This is a genomic window from Kolteria novifilia, from assembly GCA_007748055.1.
GTDB lineage: Bacteria > Planctomycetota > Planctomycetia > Kolteriales > Kolteriaceae > Kolteria > Kolteria novifilia.
This window is the reverse complement of record CP036279.1, coordinates 307,079-322,228: the sequence shown is the minus strand read 5'-3', so window position 1 is coordinate 322,228 and position 15,150 is coordinate 307,079. Positions and strand designations below refer to the sequence as shown.

The following is a 15,150-nucleotide window of genomic DNA, read 5'->3' as shown; positions in this document are numbered from 1 at the left end:
CGAGCGCCCCGTCATGAAGCTCACATGGCATCGTCCCGTCCGGGGCGACTTCGATCACGAACGGCTGTGGGGAGGCGTGATCCTCCTCGCGGCGGTGACGATGCTCGTCTGGTTCGGCTTGTTTGCCTTGCCGACGCCGAGTTGCTTGTTCAAGGAGTCGACCGGCCTGCCCTGTCCGACGTGCGGTTCGACCCGCGCGGTGGAGGCACTCCTCTCCGGCAAGTTCGGAGCGTCCCTTCGGCTCAATCCGATGGTCCCCGCGGGGGCCGTCCTCGTCAGTCTCTACCTTTGCTATGCGGTCGTGGTCGTCGTATTCCGCTTGCCGCGAGCGCGACTTCAAATCGACGATGGGATGTGGTGGGCATTGCTGAGCATTGCTTCGGCCGGCTTTCTCGGCGTGTGGATCTATGTCGTGTTCGACGGTCGCTAGGCTCCGTCTCAAAAGTCGGCTCTGGCTTCGGCTGGCTGCGTCGGCGCGGGACTTTGTCGGGCTGCATCGACGAATCCAGTGGATTCGCCTGCTTCGCCCTCCTCGTCCCGCACCAACTCGCTGAGCCTCGGACCAACGATCAACTTTTGAGACGAAGCCTAGTGCTCTGTTCCAACTTGAAGTTGGTGTTGGTGCAACCCTAAACCTTTGGCACTGGCTAACAAGCAGCCAGTGGCACCCAAAAGTTAGATGGACCGATGCACTAGGCTCTGTGGTTCCATCGCTTTTCTGAAGACTCTCGAACGGCGCGTTCACGCCGACTTGGACAAGGATTGCAATGAGAGGCGTCTCCCGTATGCCCACGGCGAGCGTGGGCGGCACCCGGCAAAGGTTGAGGTTGCCACTCCCTGGCAACTGTTGGGGACGTGTTCCAATCGGGGCTGTTGAGAGAGCGCCATTTGTCCACGATCACTCCGAGGGCCAGAATGTCGAACGATTCCGTCGACGCGTTGGGCTGACGGCGGGTCTTTTCTTGTCCGAGCCGAGTCGGGTGATGGGAAATGGCCCGGGGAGCGAGGATTGGCCTTCCGGCATTTCACGGCACTTCCGATACCCTCTTAGTGAGCATTTGGCCCCAAGGAGTGATTCCGCGCGTAGGATGCGAGAAGAAGCCCACCTGCGACGAACCCCGACGAACCGTCCATTCGCTGGTCGCCCCGGCGTTTCCCCGAGCAAGGACATCAAGCGATGAACAGACCGACAAGCTCGCTGAAGCCGTCCTTCCTGATGATGGTGATGATCGCGACTGCTTCTCCCGTCTTCGCGGCGGATCCGGCGCCGGTCGATCCGCACCGGGCCCGCGCCAGCGATCGCGGTGTCCGCGACCTCTTCGAAGCGACCTGGGAGGCTCCCCCCGAACGGCTTAAGCAACTCGGCCGCGCTTCGCTCAGTCGGGCGGCCCGCGACGGAGCCGACATGGCGCTGCTCAACTACACCTACGGTGTCGTCTTGATGAAGCACAACGACGTCGACGCCGCGCTTTCGACGTTTCGTCGAGCATCCCGAGCCGCGTCGGAGCCCTTTCTCAAGCGACAAGCGCTCTTGAACCAAGCGATGGCGATGTTCCTGGTCGGTCAAGGGGCCGGGGCGCTGCGCACGCTCGAGGAGATCGCCAAGGAGGGTAACCCCGATCTTCGGACCGTCGACTTGATCGCGAGTGTGGCGACCTTCTACCAAGTCAACCCGAGTTCCTCGGTCAGGATCGGCCCGTTGCGGCAACTCGAGAAGGACTACTTCGCGACCCTTCCCGCCGAGCTCCAGACTCGCTACCGCCAGCGGGTGAAGGAGACCCAGGACTACATCGGTCAGATCCCCGCTCTTCGGGAGAAGATGCTCGCCGAGGTGACCAAGCTGGAAGAGGAGATGGGCAAGGTTGCCGAACAAGGGCGAGCCGCCGAGGTGGAGCGGGTTCGGCAACAGCAGGAGATTGACGCCGCGACCCTTCAGGTTCGCCTCGAGCGCCAGCAGCTTGAAGCGATGCTCCTCTCCTACGATCGGCTCATCCAGAAGGCGATCGAGTTGGGGGACACCACGTTGGCCAAGCAACTGACGCGGCAAAAGGCCGATGCGATCGCTCGTGCGGATCTCTCGCTCAGCATTCATCGGACCAAGCAACAGCAAGCGGTCGCCGCGCGGGCGATCATTGACGAGAACCTCGGTCTCCTGACGCGGAAACATCGAGCCCTGCAGCAGCAAACGCAATCCGAGCGACGCCGGATCGACGATCAACTATCGCGTCCGCCGGTACCCTTCGTGCCGGAGTACGAAAAGAAGGCGCTATTGGAATACGCCGCGTCACTCGCCGCGCTTCCCGCGCCCGCCAACCCGATGCCGACGATCCCCACGAAGAACGAGCCGGCGGAAGCCTCGCCCGACGATGAAGGGCGGGCTCGGAGCTTTCTCTCGATGGCGCGGACGCTGGAGAAGCGGGGAAGGCTCGAGCCGGCCGCGGAACGCTACCAACGAATCGTGGACGACTTTCCCAAGACGAAAGCCGCCACGGAAGCCGCCGACCGCTTGAAGGACCTGAGGCGAACGACCGGATCGTAGTGCGTTGATCCATGCTTTCCCTTAGGTGCCACTGGCTGCTTGCCAGCCATTGGCAACGTTCAAGCAAGCCACGACAACGTCGCTATGTCTTTTCCACCTCCGACGCACGGTGGCTGAATCGACTGATGGCGCCCACTGGCCGGCAAGCAGCCAGTGGCACGCGAAGTCCTGAGTCTAAAACGGTGGCCAGATACTCAGAATCGGTCGTCAGTCGTCGAGCGGGGGGATGATCCACTGGCCGGCGTCGCGTGGGACGGATTCGATCTTCGTCACCGCGGAAAGGTTGATCGGGCCGTAGAGGTGGGGGAAGAGTTCCCCGATGCCGGGATCCTCGTCGACGACCTTGGGCTCGAGTTTTTCCTCGTCGAGGGTCAGAAGGAAAAGATCCTCCGTCGGTTCGCCGCCGAAGAACTCTCGGGCGACGCGTTCGAGTTGGTCACCGGTTCGCGAACCGTGAATGAAGCCTTCGCTGGTCAGTGACGCGTGACGATAGTGCGTGTCGTCCTTTCCCTGCTCCCATTCGGAGCGCCAGCAATAGTGGTAGATCGTCATTTCGTTTCCCGTGAAGAGCTGGACGTGGGGCTGACTTGCAACTGGCTCAGTGGCATCGCGTGTTCGAGCACCGGTTGTCCCGAGACATTCCTGATCTGGAGGGCGACAGTCGGATCGGGTTGCTTCCAGTCGATGGTGATCATGCCGAAGTTGGCCTGCCAGTAGACCGAGCCTAGCCGATGGGGGTTGACGTCGTTGGCCCAGTCGGCGGGGGCGTTGAGCGAACTCGACGTCACCTCGAAGAGCGGGTAACCGATGCCGGGCTTGAGTTGGGACAACTCCGCGTGGTGTCGATCGCCGCTGATCAGGACGACGCCGTTGGCTTTGGTTCTCTTGATCAGTTGGAAGAATCGTTCCCGTTCCGCGGGGAAGTTGCCCCAGGTCTCGAAGCCGTGCTCGGAGGAGATGAGTTGGATGCTGGTCGCGACGATCCGAAGGCGAGCCGGCACCTGGAGGGTCTTCTCCAACCAAGCCCACTGTTGTTCGCCGAGGATCGTCATCGTCCGGTCTTCGTGCGGCGCGTAGAAGCCGCGCCGGCCCCGAACCGAGACGGGGAGCTCCTCCTTGCGTTTCAGCGGATCGCGGAAGTAGCGGGTATCGAGCAGGATGATCTGCACCCGCTGGTCGGCCGGGCCGAAGAGGTACGAGCCGTAGACGCCGGGTCGATTCCAACGTGCCGAACCGGACGGTTCCTTCAGAAAGCGGAGCAGTTCGTTCTTCGACTGTTCGCGCGAGGGGAACTCCTTGCCGGCGTCGTTGGCGCCGTAGTCGTGGTCGTCCCAGGTGGCGAGAATCGGGCAAGTCGCGAGGAGTTTCCGGTAGCCGGGGTTGGCGGCAAGTTGGTCGTACTGCTGGCGCAGGATACTCATGTCTTGCGTGTCGCCGTAGACGTTGTCGCCGAGGAGGACGAAGAGGCTCGGATCGGCGGCGACGATCGCGTTCCAGATCGGCTGGGGTTGGTCCTGGCGAACGCAGGAGCCGAAACCGATCCGAGAGAGGACCTTCTCTTTGGCGAGTGTTCCGTCCGCGATTGTCTCGGCGCGCAGACTCGCTGTCGCGATGACCAGCAGGATCGTGAACGTGGGGACGAGTTGTCGAGGGATTGTGCTCATGGATCGTTCTCGCGCGGTTGGGACGTCCGTCCGCCAGTGGGACGTCGCCGCTATTGTGCGCGAGTCGATCGCCGAAAGCACGCTCGGGTCCGCCGAGCGACGGAAAATGGGGGGGCGGAGTGATCGTCGACCACTCGCGAAGGCCCCTTGACTCCGCTCAGGCCGCTTGGGCGGCGGAGGTCTTGAGTTGCTTGACCACGGCGCGGAGGGAGGGGAGGACGTCGTTCGGAGCGACTTCCCCGAGATCGATCTCCTCGACGACCGTTTCGGTCCCGATTTCGAAGGTGAGGACGAGGGAGAGGCACTTTTCGTCCTGGCGGACGCTCATCTCTCGGACGGTACGTTCTTGGTTGGTCGTCATGACGCGGGCTCCTATGGGTGCTCGGAATCAACGTGCGAAGAGGGCGATGCGATGTATCGGGGGATGGCCGCCGATGGGCTCGCTCGCCGGGACACTCATCCCCGAGTTCGAGTAACGTCTCTTCCCTGATCCGTTGGCTCTGCTCCACCTGTACCAAGGCCCTGGTCGAATGGTCGGGCAAGCGTGGGTGGAGCTTCTCCGGTATATCCTCGATGAAGAATTGAGGGAAGGTCACTCTTCCGGCAGGAGCTCAAATCCGACGAGTTCGATGGTGGCGTTCCCCGCGCGTCTCGAAGGGAGGACGCGAGAGGATCGGATGGGGCAGCCACCGCGCCCGATGGACGCCGCGGTGGTCGATTCGACGTGGAAAACTGGTTGGCAGTTCCGATGGTACGAAAGACGGAAGCTCAGGCGGGCAAGCCCTCTTCGAGACGATCGCGCCGGAGCATTGAACGTTGCTCTTGCGTTCCATACACTAACCGTTTCGCGCCCAGGGTATGTCCTGAAGTCGCGACCCAGGCCTAGTTCGTCGACGTCTCGGATTCCAAACCGTGTTTGAAACGATCCAACAAGGCCTCGGCAGCGCGTTGAAGTCGCTCCGAGGAGGCACCCGCTTCACCGAAGCGAACATGCGCGAAGGCCTGCGCTCCGTTCGCCGGGCGTTGCTCGAAGCGGATGTCCAACTCGACGTCGCCAACACCTTCGTCACCCGGGTGGAAGAAGCGGCGCTCGGCCGTGAGGTCCTCAAGTCGGTCCGTCCCTCGGAGCAGATCGTTCAGATCGTCTACGAGGAATTGGTCAACCTGATGGGGCCGGTCGATTCCTCGATCCGGCTCAACAGCGGCCGTCCAACCGTGCTGATGATGTGCGGTTTGCAGGGTAGCGGCAAGACGACGACGTGCGGCAAGCTCGCCCGGATGCTCCACTCCCAGGGACAGCATCCGCTCTTGGTGGCGGCCGACCTGCAGCGCCCCGCCGCGATCGAACAATTGAAAGTGCTTGGCGAGCAGCTCGGCATTCCGGTTCACTTCGAAGACTCGAAGAACCCGGTCAGCGTTTGCCAAAACGCGATGAAGGTCGCGAAGAGCCAGAGTCGCAACGTCGTCATTCTCGACACCGCCGGCCGTCTCCATGTCGACGACGAGTTGATGAAGGAGCTGGAACAGATTGACCGAAAGGTCGGTCCGGACCAATGTATCCTCGTCGCCGACTCGATGACCGGGCAAGACGCGGTCCAGAGCGCCAAGTCGTTCAACGACGCCCTCGAACTCGACGCGGTCATCCTCACGAAGCTCGACGGCGACGCCCGCGGTGGCGCGGCACTGTCGATCAAGGAAGTGACCGGTGTCCCCATCAAGTTCGTCGGCATGGGCGAGAAGCTCGATGCCCTCGAGCCCTTCCGCCCCGACGGGATGGCGTCGCGGATCCTCGGGATGGGCGACGTGCTGAGCCTGGTCGAAAAGGCCCAAGAGGCCATCGACGAGGAAGAGGCGCTCCGTCAACAGGAGAAGATGGAGCGTGGGAAGTTCGACCTGAACGACTTCCGCACGCAATTGGAACGCATCGGCCAGATGGGCTCGATGCGGAGCCTGCTCGAAATGATGCCCGGCGGATTGGGCAACATGCTCGGCGAGGATGCCGACCCGGAGCAGGAACTGAAGCGGGTTCGGGCGATGCTCGACTCGATGACGCCCCACGAGCGGGCCCAGCCTGACGTCATCGGGGCGAGCCGACGGCGCCGTATCGCGCTGGGATCGGGTGTTCAGCCGCACGAGGTGAACGGACTGATCAAGCAGTTCGAGCAGATGCGCGGCGTCATGAAGCAGATGTCCAACATGAGCATGATGGACCGCATGAAGAAGCTCGTTGGGCTCGGCCAGAGCGGCGCCCTTGCCAACGGTGCCTCGCTCAAGCAAAAAGAGAGATCCAAGCGCAATCAACTCAGCGCCAAGGAAATCGCGCGGGTCCGCAAGAAAGAACGGCAGAACAAGAAGCAAAACCGCAAGCGAAACAAGCCGAAGCGAACCGCTCCCAGGCCATGGTCGCCGAGCGGAAGAACGTGGCAGTCTCCGCGTCGGCGCGGCGTCTAGACATTCATTCAGGTAAGTAAAAGGGATCTGCAAGTGGCAGTACGAATTCGACTGAAGAAGATGGGACGGCGTCATCGTCCCTACTACCGAATCTGTGTCATGGACTCGCGTGCGCCGCGCGACGGCCGCTCGATCGAGGACGTCGGAACCTACGACCCGATGATCCGCGATACCGATCAGCGGGTCACGATGAAGCACGAGCGGGTCGACTACTGGCTCGGCGTCGGCGCGCTGCCGACCGAAACGGTCCAGCGATTGATCGAGAAATACAAAGGCAAGGTGCCGGAAGCTCGGACGGAGCGGCCGAAGGACAAGGCGATTCCCGATCCGACCCCGATCCTCGCCGATCCGAAGGAAGAGCCCAAGACCGAGGAAGCGGCCGCCGAGGGTGAGGCTCCGGCCGAAGCTGCCGCCGAGGGCGAAGCTCCGAAGGAAGGGGAAGCCGCTCCCGCCGAGGCGAGTGCGGAAGAGAAGCCCGCCGAGGAAGCTCCCGCGGAAGCCGCCGCCGAAGAGAAGTCGGCCGAGTAAGCTCGCGTCGGCTGGGCCCCTCGAGGATTTCGGGTGGGCAGGCGACTGGGAAAAGGGTGGATGCCGTTGATCGCCCGCTGAAGGAGCTGGCGACGACGCGAGGTCGAGACGCCAAGGAGTCGTCTCCCTCGATCGCGACGCGTGGGGGCCAGGGCCTGGAGGAAGTGAGAGTCCGATGGCGATTCGCTTCGACATCGTGACGCTCTTTCCCGAGATCTTCGAAGGTTTTCTCAGCGAGAGCTTGATCCGGCTGGCGATCCAACGCGATCTTGTCGACGTCCGTCGTTGGAACCTTCGCGACTGGACCTTCGATCGGCACCACTCGGTCGATGACCGGCCCTACGGCGGAGGACCAGGCATGGTGCTCATGCCGGAGCCGGTTTGCCGCTGTGTCGAGGAGATCCAGGCGAAGGCCGACCCGGGGCTCCTGGTGATGCTCTCCCCGCAAGGGGCACGGCTGACTCAACCGCTGGCCGAGGAGTTGGCCGAGCGCGAGCGGATCGTCCTGATGTGCGGGCGGTACGAAGGGTTTGACGAGCGAATCCGCGAGGAACTCGCTCCGCGCGAGATTTCGATCGGCGACTACATCTGCAACGGGGGCGAAATCCCCGCGATGGTCGTGATGGAAAGTGTGATTCGGCTGGTCCCCGGCGTGGTGGGGGATGCCGAGAGCATCAAGGAAGAGACCTTCAGTCAGCCGGGCTGGCTGGAGTATCCGCAATACACGAGGCCGCCGAACTTTCGGGGCCGGAAGGTGCCTGAGATCCTCTTGAGTGGGAATCATCGCGAGATCGCCGAGTGGCGGGCCAAGCAAGCCCAACAGCGCTCGCAAGCAAAACAACAACAGGTGAAAGGATAGAACGATGTCGATCCAGCCCCTGCTCGCGCATGTTCAGAGCAGCAGCCTCAAGTCCGATGCCCCCGAGTTCCAGATCGGCGATACCGTCGACGTTCACGTGCGAATCCTGGAAGGGGACAAAGAGCGTATCCAGATCTTCACGGGAATCGTCATCGCTCGTCGGGGTCAGGGAACGAGCGAGAACTTCACCGTCCGCCGTATCGTCGCGGGTGAGGGTGTCGAGCGAATCTTCCCGATTCATTCGCCGAAGATCGCCAAGGTCGAGATCGTTCGCCGGGCGATCGTTCGTCGGGCCAAGCTCTACTACCTCCGCGACCGGATCGGCAAGCAGGCTTTCCGTCTGAAGGAACGCCCGATCGAGAAGAAGAAGGAGACGGGTCGCGCTCGTACCCGCGTCAAGGCGCGGAAGGCTCGTCAGGCCGCCGCCGCGACCGAAGAAGCCGCCGCTCCCGAGAAGAAGAAGCGTCGTCGCAAGACGAAGAAGACCGCGGGCGATGCCGAAAGCTAGCTCTCCTTTCGGGTTCCTCTGTCGTCCATGGGTGCGCAGCCCACGCATTGCGTGGGCATCCGGTGAACGCATTGCCCTCGCCCGAGGGACGAACCGTCATCGCTCCCATCTCGCGGGGCGAACGCCGAGCGGAGACGTGAGGGGCCGCCGCGATGCCGTGGTTTCGTCCGCATTGGTTGGGCCGTCGCGGCGAACGTATCGCCGGTAGCTTCCTCAAACGTCGCGGCTACCGCATCCTCGCTCGATCCTTTCGCTCTCCCTTGGGGGAGATCGACCTCATCTGCCTGTCTCAAGGCGTGCTCGTCTTCGTCGAAGTCAAGACCCGCTCCTCCGCCGAACGCGGCGAGCCATGGGAAGCGGTCGACCGCAGGAAGCAGCGCCGCATCACGCGGGCCGCGGTCGGCTACGCCCAACGGGCCAAGATGGCCGATCGGCCGATTCGCTTTGACATCATCGCCATCACGCTGCCTGATCGCTGGTGGGAGAAACCGCGCATCGACCACTTCGAGGATGCCTTCGAGGCCCAGGGGCCCTGGAGTCTCTGAGATGGGGTGTGGCTCTCGATACTGGTCAACAAGGGAACTCTGGCTACCGCCGGTTGACTCAACCGGGGCCGACGCGGACGGTTAAGAGTTTCGACCTCTGAGACGTGCCCAACGCGTTCGCTCTTTTCTCATTCCATCGTCCGTGGTAGGGCTCGCGCTTGCCGGTCCAACGTGAACCGGCGAACGTGGGAGAGGACGCGACGTGGGAAGTATGCAGCGACTTCGAGCTTGGGGGGAATGGGCGCTGCCGGGCATGTTGCCGGCATTGACCTGCTTGTTGATCGCATGGATCGGCAACGATCGGACGAGCCTCTGGGACCGGGACGAGCCGCGCTACGCGGGCGTCGCCCAGCAGATGCTCGAAACTGGCGACTTCATCGTACCGTACTTCAACGGAGAGCTGCGGTACCAGAAACCGGTGCTCACCTATTGGCTCGTCGCGTTTGCCCATTGGACGCTAGGGGACGGGGCCTTCGCGTCGCGTTTCTTCTCCGGGCTCGCCGCCGCCGGCGCTTGCTTCCTGACGTTTGTGCTCGGCCGGAGCATGTTCGGTCGTCCGGCAGGCATCATCGCGGCCTGGATGTTCGCCCTTTGTCCAGTTGTCTTTCTGTTGAGCAAGCTCTGCATACCCGATGGCCCCCTGCTCTTTCTGTCGACCGGCTGCTTTGCCGCGCTGTACGCGACACATCCCTCGTCCGGGGCGACGACGGAGATGTCGTCGCGGGCCGCGTTCGGCTTCTGGCTCGCGCTGGGGCTGTCGCTCCTGGTCAAGGGCCCGGTCACGCTCGGGATGGTGTTCGCCACGCTCGTCGTGCTGCGTCTTCTCGCCGGTGTTCGACTCTGCGACTTTCGCTTGCGCTGGATGGTGGGGCTCGGGGTGATGCTCGTCGTCGCGCTACCTTGGTTTCTCGCGATCCGCTACACGGCGGGCGACGGCTTCTATGCCGAGTCGGTCGGCAACCAGCTTGTCGGTCGGGTCTGGCAGTCGTTCGATCGAAAATTCCTTCCTCCAGGCTACTACGCGGTCACGTTGCTCGTTGGATTCGCACCCTGGTTGATGCTCACGCTCTTGTCCGCATGGCGACTACGAGGGGAGATCCGTCAGGGCGGTCCGGTGAGCTTTCTGTTCGCTTGGATCCTCGGATCGATGATCTTGCTGGAGTTCTTCCGGTCGAAGCAGGTTCACTACTTTGCCCCCGCCTACCCGGCCCTGGCGCTGATCGGCTCGGGCTATCTCGCGCGGGTGGTTCGTCGGGAGCGGGTCTGGATCGACGACACCTTGGCCGTTTGGTCGGTCAGGTTGACGGTGATGACGGTGGGTGTCCTGGCGATGCTGCTCGTCGCGATCGCGTTCGCGCGGCCTTCTTCAGGAACCCCGGCGGCACTGATCGCCGCCCTCGTGGGGATGGTTGGTGTGGGTGTTGGTGCCCGGTACTGGTACCGCCATCAGTTTCCCCAAGGGGTCTACGCGCTGGCGGCGTCGCTGGCGGTCGCCTATCTCCTGGTCGCGGGCTTTCTGTTGCCCGGCTTTGAGTCCTCACGCGTCCTACGTCCGATCGCCGAGGAGATCGCCGCCGTCCACGAATCGACGGGCGAAGCGGTCGTCGTTCATCAACTGGTGGAACCGAGCCTGACGTACTATTCGGGGCTCGCGATTCCCGGCTACGTTCCGCGGGAGAACCTCAAGCGGACGCTCGAACGGACCGAGCAATCGATCCTCTTGCCGGTGCGCGAGGATGGCTTCGAGCTGTTGTCCGAGCAGTATCCCGGCCAGGTCGACGTTCTTCGCACTTGGGAAGGTCTCGTCAAGATGCAGCATCGGACGGTTCGACTCGTCCGGTTTCGTCCGAATGCCGTGATCGCCAACGCGGAAGAAGATGCGACGAGGCGGTAGCGCTTTGTCCCGCGGCCTCCTTGGGTGCCACTGACCTACGAACTAGTCGCTCCATGACGTTAGGAGACTCACGGATGAGTCATCGTTTTCCTTGGCGCCCATTCCTGCTCGGGTTGACTCTCGGCTTTCTCCCGGCGATCCCGCTTCACGCCCAGGAACACGAGGACGCGACCCTGCGGGGCGTCGTCTTCGTCGATCAACACGAGGGATGGGCGGTCGGTGACGAAGGGACGATCTGGCATACGCTCGATGGAGGCGAGGTCTGGGAACGCCAACCGGCTGACACGAAACTGACACTTTCCGGCATCACCATGCGCGATCGCCACCTTGGCTGGGTCGCCGCTCGGAAGAGTTCTCCTTTTCTGAAGGGGAGCCAGGGCGAGGTCTACTGGACCCGTGACGGAGGCAAGACCTGGAGCAAGGTCGCTAAACAGTACTTCTCCGGGATTCAGTCGGTCCTCTTCTTCGACAAACGCCTCGGCTGCATCGTCGGCGAAACCACCGAACAACATCCCTGCGGCGTCTTCGTCACCGACGATGCCGGCAAGAACTGGAATGCGGTGCTGGGAGGACAGTGGCCGGGATGGAAGGCCTCCTGGTTTCGCGACGCCAGCTTCGGCGTCCTCGGTGGCATTCACGGCTCCTTCGCGGTGCTGCGCGATGGACAGTTGATTCCGGCGCCCTGCGACTGGAGCCCCAACAGCACCGTCCACGACATCGCCGAAGCCAACGGAACCATCTGGGCCGTCGGCGATCGCTGCCAAATCTTCTCCTCCAGCGATGAAGGCGTGACGTGGGCCCGGGCGGAAACGCCGATCCCACGCGAGGTGCGCGAGAGTTGGAATCTCCACTCGGTCAGCGCCGTGGGGGATCACGTGTGGATCGCGGGTCGCCCAGGATCGCTCGTGCTTCACTCCCCGAACAAAGGTAGGACATGGGAGATCCTCCCGACCGGTTCCCCCATGCCGTTGGAGGATCTCTGTTTCGTCGACGAGTCCCACGGTTGGGCTGTCGGCGCGATGGGCACGATCCTCGCCACCAAGGATGGGGGGAAACAGTGGACGGCACAGCGCGAAGGGGGAAGTCGCGCCGCGGTCCTTTGGATCAATCGCCAAGGGCGTGATATTCCGTTGAGCGTCGCCGCTCGGCTCGGCGCCGAGGAGGGCTATCGCCAAGTCGCCTTCGAGCTCACCGTTCCCGAGCGATCACTGGGAAGTCCCGGCGGCTTGGCGGCGTCGCGGCGCGTGAATGATGCCCTACGTCAGGTCGGGGGAACGGTCGCGGAGCACTCCAATCGCTTCCCGCTCGACCCTTCGCGCGTCAACGATCCACCCAACGCGCTGATCGCGGAGTGGAACCGGCTTCACGAAGGCAAGGCAGGCGAAGAGATCGAGCGAGAGCTGATTCTCGCGCTGCGGCTTTGGCGTCCCGAGATCGTCATCACCGACGACATCGTCCCCGGCACCCACAATCCGATGGCCTCGGCGCTCGTGGCGCTCGGGGTTCGACGTTGTTTCCGACGGGCCGCCGACCCGCGCGTCTTTCCGGAACAATTGGCTTTCCTGCAGCTTCGTCCGCATCAGGCCAAACGATTGTTCGCGCACGTTCCCTCGCTGGAGGCTCCGCAGGCAGAAGGTGGTGAGCCGGCCAAGGGCAAGACGATCGTGATCGACCGGCTGGCGTCGAAGGAACTTGGTGCCCGTCTGGGCAAGTCCTATCTCGAGGCCGCCAACGAAGCGATGCCCACTCTCTGGCCCGAGTTTCACTCGACCGAGCGCGAGGCTCGTTTCGGGCTGCTCGCGTCCGATGGCGAACGGAGCGTCGGCCGCGTCACCCTGATGGGCAGCCTCCAACTCCAACCGGGAACCGAGGCGCGCCGCGATGTCGCGCCGGTCGCGGAGGAGGCGATCGCGACGGATGGATCACAGGAGACGATGCGCGAAGTCGTCGCGGCGGTGCAGCGGCTGAAGATCGGCAACCAGTCCGACGCGACGCTCGCCCACCTGGGGACGATGACGCGCGATCTGCCTCCCAGCAGGGCCGGCAGCGTCTTGCATGAGACCGGAATGCGGTATTTGCGTTCGGGTCGATGGGATCTCGCGACGCAGACCTTCCAGTACCTCGTGGAACGCTTCCCCGAGCACCCGCTCGCCCTGCAAGCGTCCCGTTGGTTGATGGCCTACTGGACCAGTATCGAGGCGCAGCGTCAGGCCGAGGATCCGACCCTGTTGGGAACCGCTCGCGCGAAGTATACCCGCAACGAGTCGACCGGAAAGACGACAACCGTGGGAAGTAGCGGCGTGCAGCTGCTTCACGAACGCGGCCGCACCCAGCGAGCCAACATCCAGGCGGTCGCCTACGGCCAGCATCTACAGGGATCCTCGCGTCACCTTTGGTCCGATCCCCAGATTCAGCTCTGTCTCGCGGCCGCCCACCGCAAGATCGGACAGCTCGAGACGCGCGAGGGTCACTTTCGCGTCATCCTCGACGCCGACCCCGCCAGCCGCTGGAAGGATGTCATCAACATGGAACGCTGGCTCTTCGACCAGGCCCGGCGCTGCCCGCGGCCGACCGGCCGTAGCGTTCACGCGCCGAAGCGTCCCTACCTCGATGGCCAACTCGACGACGAGTGCTGGCGGCACACCAAGGAACTCGTGCTCGGTTGCGAAGACGAGATGACCGGCGAAATCTTCCGGACAACCGTTCGCTTCTGCCACGACGATGAATTCTTCTACCTCGGTGCCATCGCGGGTCAACCCGCCGCGCGTCCGGGGATGGAAGCGACGCCACGACGAGGCCACGATGCCAACATCGCCCACTCCGACCGGATCGAGTTCCTCGTGGATCTCGACCGGGACTACTCGACGTGGTACCGGCTCAGCGTCAATCACGAGGGGCAGGTTCGCGATGAGTGCTGGGGACAGCCGTCCTGGAATCCACGCTGGTTCGTCGCGACGGCGAGCGGCCAGGGATACTGGAGTCTTGAGACGGCGATTCCGATCACCGAGCTTACGCACGATACCGGCTTGACCCACCAATGGTGGGCCTTTAACGTGCAACGCATCGTTCCGGGCCAGAAAATACTCGCCGTCAGCCAACCCGCGTCCGCGGAGGGGCGCTCCGACGGCTTCACCCTGATGAAGTTCATTCAACGTGATCGGCGACCAGACCCAGTCCAGCAAGCCAACTAGTTCGAGTCTCGTCGTCGGCATCGACGAGGCGGGCTATGGGCCGACCTTGGGGCCGCTCTGCGTCGCGGCCACCGCCTTTCGCGCTCCCGAGCGGACGCTTGGCGACGACTGGTGGTCCCTTCTCGCCGAGGGCCTCTCGCGCAAGCCGACGAAAGAGGGCCACCTACTCGTCGACGATTCCAAGCGGATCCTGACTCGTCCCGGCGGTCGCCAGGCCCTCGCGCGAACGGTTCACTCCTTCCTCGGACTCGCGAACTCGGACCAACCGCGTGGCGGTCTACGTGAGCTCTTGGCCAGCCTCGCTCCCGAGGCGATCGACTCGCTCGACGCGGAACATTGGTACCGGTCCGAGCACGTCGAGGGTCATGCGACCGGTTCCCCGTTGATCGATGACGCGGATGTCGCTCGTCTGAGCACGACTCTGGCGCCGAGGGAGGTCGCGTACGTCGACGCTCGGGCGAGGGTTCTCTTTCCCCCGGACTTCAACCGTTCGCTGGAGCGACTGCCGACGAAGGCCGATCTCAACCTGGAGTTGGTGGAGAGTCTTCTCGCTTGGGCGCTAGAGCTGCCTCACGAGGGGGTGGGCATGATGGTCACGGTCGACCGACTCGGGGGAAGACGATACTACCGTGAGCTGCTCGAACGAGTGGCCGGTGAGGTCTTTCCCACGACGCTTGAAGAGGGCCCCTCGCGAAGTCACTACCGCTTCATGCACGAGGGTCGCGCGGTCGACGTCGTCTTTCGCGTGAAGGCCGACGGCGCCAGTCTCCCGGTCGCGCTGGCGTCGATGATCGCGAAGTACCTGCGCGAGCGGGCGATGGAGTCTTTCAACGAGTTCTGGCGCGAGCAGTCGCCCGCTCTCAAGCCGACGGCCGGCTACCCGCAAGATGCACGTCGCTTTCTCGCGGAGATCGAGCCGACGCTGGCGAAGCTCGGGATTCCTCTCGAGGCACTGCGCCGACAACGCTGAT

Annotated in this window: 12 protein-coding genes and 1 pseudogene; 10 read left to right on the top strand and 3 right to left on the bottom strand. The window is 63.4% G+C overall.

Annotation, left to right across the window (positions count from 1 at the left end; genetic code table 11):
* Positions 1-13 precede the first annotated feature (13 nt).
* Together Pan216_RS01130 and Pan216_RS01125 are read left to right on the top strand one after the other, a co-directional pair.
* Entirely contained in the window at positions 14-430 is a 417-nt protein-coding gene (locus tag Pan216_RS01130) for a DUF2752 domain-containing protein (RefSeq protein ID WP_419193129.1), read from the top strand.
* A gap of 747 nt (positions 431-1,177) precedes the next feature.
* On the top strand, positions 1,178-2,539 hold the full coding sequence (locus Pan216_RS01125; RefSeq protein WP_145253615.1) for a tetratricopeptide repeat protein: 1,362 nt from the start codon (positions 1,178-1,180) through the stop codon (positions 2,537-2,539).
* 207 nt (positions 2,540-2,746) lie between these two features.
* On the opposite strand, the gene Pan216_RS01120 is transcribed toward Pan216_RS01125, so the two are convergent.
* The 3 genes from Pan216_RS01120 to Pan216_RS01110 all read right to left on the bottom strand — a co-directional run bounded on the left by Pan216_RS01120 (position 2,747) and on the right by Pan216_RS01110 (position 4,564).
* Positions 2,747-3,091 carry a DUF952 domain-containing protein gene (locus Pan216_RS01120; protein WP_145253611.1) on the bottom strand — a complete coding sequence of 115 codons (345 nt, stop codon included), beginning with the start codon at positions 3,089-3,091 and terminating at the stop codon, positions 2,747-2,749.
* Entirely contained in the window at positions 3,088-4,203 is a 1,116-nt protein-coding gene (locus tag Pan216_RS01115) for an alkaline phosphatase D family protein (RefSeq protein WP_145253608.1), read from the bottom strand. Before Pan216_RS01115 ends, Pan216_RS01120 begins: the two co-directional genes overlap by 4 nt.
* A gap of 157 nt (positions 4,204-4,360) precedes the next feature.
* A complete protein-coding gene (locus Pan216_RS01110) occupies positions 4,361-4,564 on the bottom strand; it encodes a hypothetical protein (protein ID WP_145253605.1) in 204 nt (67 codons plus the stop codon).
* A gap of 551 nt (positions 4,565-5,115) precedes the next feature.
* On the opposite strand from Pan216_RS01110, the gene ffh reads away from it, so the two are divergent.
* The 8 genes and pseudogenes from ffh to Pan216_RS01070 all read left to right on the top strand — a co-directional run bounded on the left by ffh (position 5,116) and on the right by Pan216_RS01070 (position 15,149).
* The gene (gene ffh / locus Pan216_RS01105; RefSeq protein WP_145253602.1) at positions 5,116-6,654 is read left to right on the top strand and encodes a signal recognition particle protein; all 1,539 of its coding nucleotides are present in this window, start codon (positions 5,116-5,118) and stop codon (positions 6,652-6,654) included.
* Between the two features lie 33 nt (positions 6,655-6,687).
* Positions 6,688-7,182 (top strand): 30S ribosomal protein S16, encoded by a 495-nt coding sequence (gene rpsP / locus Pan216_RS01100; protein ID WP_145253599.1) that lies wholly within the window; start codon positions 6,688-6,690, stop codon positions 7,180-7,182.
* Positions 7,183-7,357: 175 nt separating this feature from the next.
* A complete protein-coding gene (trmD, locus tag Pan216_RS01095; protein WP_145253596.1) occupies positions 7,358-8,041 on the top strand; it encodes a tRNA (guanosine(37)-N1)-methyltransferase TrmD in 684 nt (227 codons plus the stop codon).
* 4 nt (positions 8,042-8,045) lie between these two features.
* Positions 8,046-8,393 (top strand): annotated as a pseudogene (gene rplS / locus Pan216_RS01090) (50S ribosomal protein L19); the annotation flags it as partial.
* A 308-nt stretch (positions 8,394-8,701) separates the two neighbouring features.
* Positions 8,702-9,094 (top strand): YraN family protein, encoded by a 393-nt coding sequence (locus tag Pan216_RS01085; RefSeq protein ID WP_145253590.1) that lies wholly within the window; start codon positions 8,702-8,704, stop codon positions 9,092-9,094.
* Between the two features lie 211 nt (positions 9,095-9,305).
* On the top strand, positions 9,306-10,988 hold the full coding sequence (locus tag Pan216_RS01080) for an ArnT family glycosyltransferase (protein WP_419193707.1): 1,683 nt from the start codon (positions 9,306-9,308) through the stop codon (positions 10,986-10,988).
* A 74-nt stretch (positions 10,989-11,062) separates the two neighbouring features.
* Complete coding sequence (locus tag Pan216_RS01075; protein WP_419193128.1) at positions 11,063-14,179, top strand: YCF48-related protein; 3,117 nt, start codon at positions 11,063-11,065, stop codon at positions 14,177-14,179.
* Entirely contained in the window at positions 14,142-15,149 is a 1,008-nt protein-coding gene (locus tag Pan216_RS01070) for a ribonuclease H family protein (RefSeq protein WP_145253581.1), read from the top strand. Before Pan216_RS01075 ends, Pan216_RS01070 begins: the two co-directional genes overlap by 38 nt.
* The last annotated feature ends 1 nt before the right edge of the window (position 15,150 follow it).